The sequence below is a fragment of the Odoribacter sp. N54.MGS-14 genome (genome assembly GCF_000980295.1).
Classification (GTDB): Bacteria; Bacteroidota; Bacteroidia; order Bacteroidales; family Marinifilaceae; genus Odoribacter; species Odoribacter splanchnicus.
Genome location: NZ_LARL01000004.1, coordinates 136,626 through 142,837 on the forward strand (window position 1 = coordinate 136,626; position 6,212 = coordinate 142,837).

Consider the following 6,212-nt stretch of genomic DNA (forward strand, 5'->3'; position numbering starts at 1 on the left):
TAAAACCATGAATTATATTGAAGTTACTTTCGACATCACCCCCTACGAAGAAGCGGTTGCAGATGCGTTAATTTCCGAACTGGGTACTATCGGTTACGATGGTTTCTCCTACACCGACCAGGGATTCACGGCCTACATTCCTGCCAAAGATTATAATGCACAAGCCATCACCCGGCTGGAAATATTCGATTTTTTCACCCGGAACTATCGTATCGAAACCTCGGTACAGGAAATCGAAGACCAGGACTGGAACAAAGTATGGGAAGAAAATTTCACTCCCATCGTGGTAGACGACCGGATCTTAGTCAGGGCCGGATTCCACGCTCCGGTTCCCGGCATCGAATATGAAATCCTGATCGAACCCAAAATGAGTTTCGGTACCGGTCACCATTCCACCACCGCCCTCATGCTACGCACCATCCTGGACAACAAGGAGCGGATTACAGGCAAACGGGTACTCGACATGGGATGCGGAACAGGTATCCTGTCTATCCTGGCTGCCAAAACCGGTGCCCGGGAAATCACCGGCATCGACATCGATGAATGGGCTTACAACAATGCGATGGAAAATATCCGGGCCAATGGTCTGAACAACATCACCATCAAAATCGGAGACGCCCGGTTACTGGAAGCAGAGGCACCTTTCGATGTGATCCTGGCTAATATCAACCGCAATATCCTTCTCGAAGACATGCCCCATTACGTCGCCCGACTCCTCCCCCAAGGCCTCCTGATCATGAGCGGATTTTATCTGCAAGACCTTCCCCTCATCCAGGAAAGAGCGGCACAATCAGGTCTGACTTTCATGACTTACCGGGAAGACAAGAATTGGGTGGCAGCCAGCTTCTACAAAAATTAATCACGTTGTTTAATTCTTAACAAAGTATTGTTTTATCAATTTGAATATAGCACCTTTGCAGCCGGAAATAAGAAAAACACTGGAGTTTATAAAATTGACAAATATGAAAGTTTTAAAATTCGGAGGGACCTCCGTCGGAAGTGCAGACAGAATTCGTGCAGTGGCCGGATTGATCGATAACGGCGAACCTCAGATCGTGGTTTTATCGGCGATGTCCGGGACTACCAATACCTTGGTTGAAATTTCTAACTGCTTATACCGGAATGAAAAACAGGCTGCTCTCCATATCATTCAGAATCTGGAAGTAAACTACTATATCGTTATCACAGAATTATTCGAAACAGAAGCTTATATTCAGAAAGGTAAAACCTTCATTCAAACCATTTTCACCTATCTGCGTTCTTTTATCAACAAGGATTTCTATCCTCTTCAGGAAAAGGCTGTATTGGCACAGGGGGAAATCATGTCTACCACATTGATGCATTATTACCTGGAAGAATGCGGAGTGAGCAACACGCTTTTGTCAGCCCTGGAATATATGCGTATCGATAAAGACTGTGAACCGGATTATTTTTATATCCGGCAAAACCTGAAACGCGAACTGGCCAAACCGGACACCCACCCCCTGATCATTACCCAAGGCTTTATCTGCCGGAATGCTTACGGCGAAATCGACAACCTGAAAAGAGGAGGCAGCGACTATTCCGCCGCACTGGTAGGGGCAGCCATCAAGGCCGAAGAGATCCAGATCTGGACGGACATCGACGGTTTTCATAACAATGATCCCCGTATCGTCGAAGGGACGAAGGCTATCCGGCATCTGTCATTCGACGAAGCTGCCGAATTGGCTTATTTCGGGGCGAAGATCCTTCACCCGTCCAGTGTACAACCGGCGAAAAAAGAAAATATCCCGGTACGCCTGAAAAACACCTTATGCCCCGACGACGAAGGTACACTGATCACCGAAGACAGTCCGGCCAAAAATGTGAAAGCCGTCGCTGCCAAAAGCGGGATTACCGCGATTAAGATCAAATCGACCAATATGCTGCTGGCCTATGGTTTCCTCCGGAAAGTATTCGAAGTATTCGAAGCCTGGAAGACCCCGATCGATATGATCGCAACTTCTGAAGTGGCAGTCTCTCTGACTATCGACTGTACGGAACATCTGGAAGAAATCCTCAAAGATCTGGAAAAATACGGCACGATCGAGGTCGACCGCAATATGGCGATCGTATGTATCGTCGGCGATTTTTCAGCCAGTAAATCCGGACTGGGAGCCCAGGTTCTGAAAGCCCTCGAAGAAGTTCCGCTCCGGATGATCTCTTACGGTGGCAGCGCACACAATATCTCGGTTCTGGTAAAAGAAGAAGACAAGAAAAAAGCCATGACAGACCTCAGTCATAAACTGGAAGATCTTCAGCATTGAAAATAGTTCACTCAGCAACAACACACTTTACTATGCAGTTATCTCAGATACCGGTTCAAACACCGACGCCCTTCTATTACTATAATTTAGAGCTACTGAAAAAAACAGTACAAGCGGCAAAGTCCGGATCAGCCCCTTACGGTTACCGGGTTCATTATGCCGTCAAAGCTAACGCCAATCCGGTGTTACTGCGACTGATCAGCCAGCAGGGACTGGGAGCGGACTGTGTCAGCGGAAATGAAATCCGGCAGGCACTGGAATGCGGCTTCCCGGCCGATACCATTGTATATGCCGGTGTCGGCAAAAGCGATGCAGAGATAGAACTTGCCTTACAGCACGATATCTTTTGTTTCAACTGTGAGTCCCTGCCGGAAATACAGGTGATCGACGGGATCGCGGCCCGGCTGGGCAAAAAAGCCCGGATCGCCCTTCGCATCAATCCCAATGTCGATGCCCATACCCATCACTATATCACCACAGGTATCGAAGAAAACAAATTCGGTATTTATTTGTACGATCTGGAACATGTCATCACGGAAGTAGCGAAATTAAAACAGATCGAACTCATCGGTCTGCATTTTCACATCGGTTCTCAAATCACCGACATGACCGTTTTCCGGGGATTATGTATCCGGGCCAATGAGATCCAACGGCAGATGAAAGAACGCGGACTCCTTCTGCCCCATATCAATTTCGGCGGAGGGTTAGGGATCGACTACAACGAACCGTACGAAAAACCCATTGCCGATTTCCAATCTTACTTTGCCACTTTCGCCCGATTTTTCGAACCGGAACCTCATCAGCAGATTCATTTCGAATTGGGACGCTCGATCGTCGCACACTGCGGAGATCTGATCTCTAAAGTATTGTACGTCAAAGAAGGGAAAAACAGAAAATTCGTAATCCTCGATGCAGGCATGAACGATCTGTTGCGCCCGGCCCTTTATCAGGCCTTTCACAAGATAGAAAATATCAGCTCCGACCGACCCGAAGAGAAATACGACGTGGTAGGACCGATATGCGAATCTGCCGACTGTTTCGGGAAAGACGTCGTCTTAAACGAAACCCGCCGGGGAGATCTCATCGCTATCCATTCCTGCGGTGCCTACGGCGAAGCAATGGCTTCCCGCTATAATCTGCGCGATCTGCCCGGTAGTGTTTTTCAATACCCAAAGTGACCAAAGGAATTTTGTTTTCCAATGGTCACTCTATACCAAACGATTGATCTCAACCGAAATTTTACGTTTTTCTCATCATCCGATCTTATCCGGTTTCTTTTTTGAACCATCAGCCGGTTTTGCGATCGATTCCCGCATTTGTGTATCGGCTTCTATATTTTTCATGCGATAATAATCCATCACGCCTAAATTACCGGAACGGAAGGCTTCCGACATCGCCAGAGGCACATTGGCTTCGGCTTCGATCACCTTCGCTTTCATCTCCTGGGCCAATGCTTTCATTTCCTGTTCTCTGGCCACAGCCATCGCCCTCCTCTCTTCCGCTTTCGCCTGAGCGATTTTCAGATCAGCTTCGGCCTGGTCGATTTGTAAACCTGCCCCGATATTTTTACCCACATCGATATCGGCAATATCGATGGAAAGGATTTCAAAAGCCGTACCGGAATCCAAACCTTTATCCAACACCACTTTGGAGATAAAATCCGGATTTTCCATCACCGCTTTATGGGATTCCGACGAACCGATCGACGACACGATCCCTTCTCCTACCCGGGCCAGCACCGTCTCTTCACCGGCACCACCGACCAAACGCTTGATATTGGCCCGGACAGTCACCCGCGCTTTAGCGATCAACTGGATACCGTCTTTAGCGACAGCCGTAACCGGAGGTGTATTGATCACTTTCGGATTTACACTCATTTGTACTGCTTCGAATACATCCCTACCGGCCAGATCCACAGCAGTTGCAATCTGAAAAGTCAGATCGATATTGGCTTTCGAAGCAGATACCAAAGCATGCACCACCTGGGCCACATGGCCTCCGGCCAGATAATGGGCCTCCAGCAAATCCCGGTATAATTCGATACCTGCCTTTTTCCCCTCGATCATTGCACTGACAATCACCGTAGGCGGCACTTTTCTCCAACGCATCAACACCAATTGTAATAAAGATATTTTCACATCCGATACTAATGCCTGGAACCACAAACCGACAGGAATCAGATACAAAATAATCCATAACAGGAACAATCCTCCGGCTATGGCGACCACCAACAAAATAACACTGCTGTTTTCCATTTCAAACTGTTTTTAATTGTACAATTACTTTATTTCTCAATACTTTAACGACCTCGACCGGACGATGGGCATCGATATAGCCCGATCTGGATTCGGCTTCCACGACCATATCCCCCAATTTTACATTTCCCATAGGTGCCAAGCGTCCCAACGTCTCTCCGCAATCTCCGGCCTTAACCGAATCCCCAATCCCCTCTACCGTCCCTTCCAGACGGGTATCCAGGCTCAGCCTTTTCCAGGTTTTTGTCCGAAGGACATACCAGGTCATCCCGAAGCCGAAGACAACCGTACCCGCCAAAATCAGATGGCCCGTCACTCCGCCATAATACGCGTATCCGAAATATACTCCGGCAATAATACTGATAAATCCCAGAATTCCGGCGACATTAATCCCCGGTAAAACCAAAATCTCCAATACCACCAGGATTGCCCCGATCAGAATCAGCATCAATACGATCAACCATTCCATAATAAATTTTTTAATTTGCTAAAGATATATTTTTTCGGGAAATATACACACATTATCACACCGAAAAATTCAACATTTCTCCTTCCTTATTTTTCCCCTTCCGGGAAACACCTATCGATCAACTACTGATCATGTTTCGATCATCTATCGCATCATACAATACATGACAGGCAGATGAACGGGAATTCGTACGCTTGTGACAACTGAAAAAGCAAGAGAATCACCGTATTTCACATTAGCATAAAATTAAAAATACACGGTTTCCTTCTTTTTATTCTAACGTTTATTATAAATTTGTAATACGGTCACCTCCGTGAGTGTTTGTAAAATGCTAATTATTCTTTATGTTTGTAATTCGTTTAGAGTAATCGGGACGAAGACAATTTAATGAAAGGCATTTAGTTTTATCCTTATCTTGAAAATCGCCAATTTTTATGCAGAAGGATGAACGGTACAAACGCTCATGCTTGCCATATAGTCATCTACACTATATATGGTTTAGCGTGGGGTGATTGTTTATTTCTGCAAGGATGTTTGGCGATACCTCAAGATGGATAAACTGAGAGTTCCCACGCTATTTCTTTTTATATAATTTATCTTCAGGGAATTAGGGTTACAAAAGTATAGTTGTATGTGGAATTTATTTACTCATTTTTTCAAGTATGGTTCTCAATCCTATGCGTTGCTTTCGCGGGATGTAAAGATGATTTCGATGACAGTGAACTACGCAAAGAAATCGCAGACCTCGACGGGCGGTTAACCTCCCTCGAAAAATTGTGGGCGCAGATGAACACGAACATCTCGTCCATGCAGACAATCGTCAACGCGCTGCAACAAAACGATTTCAAACCTCTACCTCCACCTGTGATTATCCGAAAATAATATTAATTACTCTATTTACAAACACAACAAAATTATGGGAATTATAAAATTTTTGAAATGGTTAGCTGATGACGACCCAATTAAAGAGCAAAAATCTATGGTAGATGCAGCCAAATTTGAGGTTGAACGTTTAAAACGAAATATTGAAGATGTAAAGAGAGGTTCTAATTCTGCATCCACACTTAAAGAACTTCGCCAAAAATTGAAACAAGCAAGAGAAAGACTTGCCTATGAAAAAGAAAGATTAAAACGTTTAAAAAACAAAGGATAAACCATGGGAAAATTCGAAGATTCGTTTAAAAGACAGGTCAGACGTGATAC

Annotated in this window: 7 protein-coding genes; 5 read left to right on the top strand and 2 right to left on the bottom strand. The window is 45.4% G+C overall.

The features are described 5' to 3' along the window. The first annotated feature begins 7 nt into the window (after positions 1–7). The 3 genes from prmA to lysA all read left to right on the top strand — a co-directional run bounded on the left by prmA (position 8) and on the right by lysA (position 3,463). Positions 8–859, top strand: coding sequence for a 50S ribosomal protein L11 methyltransferase (prmA, locus tag WS42_RS01815; RefSeq protein WP_013613660.1), 852 nt, complete (start codon positions 8–10; stop codon positions 857–859). Positions 860–962: 103 nt separating this feature from the next. Continuing rightward, entirely contained in the window at positions 963–2,285 is a 1,323-nt protein-coding gene (locus WS42_RS01820; RefSeq protein WP_046405568.1) for an aspartate kinase, read from the top strand. A 32-nt stretch (positions 2,286–2,317) separates the two neighbouring features. Beyond that, a complete protein-coding gene (lysA, locus tag WS42_RS01825; protein ID WP_046405569.1) occupies positions 2,318–3,463 on the top strand; it encodes a diaminopimelate decarboxylase in 1,146 nt (381 codons plus the stop codon). 75 nt (positions 3,464–3,538) lie between these two features. Here lysA and floA read toward each other — a convergent pair whose 3' ends face one another. Then, a complete protein-coding gene (gene floA / locus WS42_RS01830; protein WP_013613657.1) occupies positions 3,539–4,540 on the bottom strand; it encodes a flotillin-like protein FloA in 1,002 nt (333 codons plus the stop codon). Position 4,541: 1 nt separating this feature from the next. Then, on the bottom strand, positions 4,542–5,009 hold the full coding sequence (locus WS42_RS01835; RefSeq protein ID WP_013613656.1) for an NfeD family protein: 468 nt from the start codon (positions 5,007–5,009) through the stop codon (positions 4,542–4,544). Between the two features lie 631 nt (positions 5,010–5,640). Between WS42_RS01835 and WS42_RS15230 the strand changes: the two genes are divergently transcribed. Beyond that, a complete protein-coding gene (locus WS42_RS15230) occupies positions 5,641–5,769 on the top strand; it encodes a hypothetical protein (protein WP_256316417.1) in 129 nt (42 codons plus the stop codon). A gap of 156 nt (positions 5,770–5,925) precedes the next feature. Continuing rightward, positions 5,926–6,162: a hypothetical protein gene (locus WS42_RS01845; protein WP_022161384.1), complete on the top strand. Its 237-nt coding sequence runs from the start codon at positions 5,926–5,928 to the stop codon at positions 6,160–6,162. Positions 6,163–6,212: the final 50 nt, after the last annotated feature.

Excerpts from the sequence above, each read along its gene's own strand:
- prmA (WP_013613660.1), top strand. The coding sequence starts at position 8 with ATGAATTATATTGAAGTTACTTTCGACATCACCCCCTACGAAGAAGCG.
- WS42_RS01820 (WP_046405568.1), top strand. The coding sequence starts at position 963 with ATGAAAGTTTTAAAATTCGGAGGGACCTCCGTCGGAAGTGCAGACAGA.
- lysA (WP_046405569.1), top strand. The coding sequence starts at position 2,318 with ATGCAGTTATCTCAGATACCGGTTCAAACACCGACGCCCTTCTATTAC.
- floA (WP_013613657.1), bottom strand. The coding sequence starts at position 4,540 with ATGGAAAACAGCAGTGTTATTTTGTTGGTGGTCGCCATAGCCGGAGGA.
- WS42_RS01835 (WP_013613656.1), bottom strand. The coding sequence starts at position 5,009 with ATGGAATGGTTGATCGTATTGATGCTGATTCTGATCGGGGCAATCCTG.
- WS42_RS15230 (WP_256316417.1), top strand. The coding sequence starts at position 5,641 with ATGTGGAATTTATTTACTCATTTTTTCAAGTATGGTTCTCAATCCTAT.
- WS42_RS01845 (WP_022161384.1), top strand. The coding sequence starts at position 5,926 with ATGGGAATTATAAAATTTTTGAAATGGTTAGCTGATGACGACCCAATT.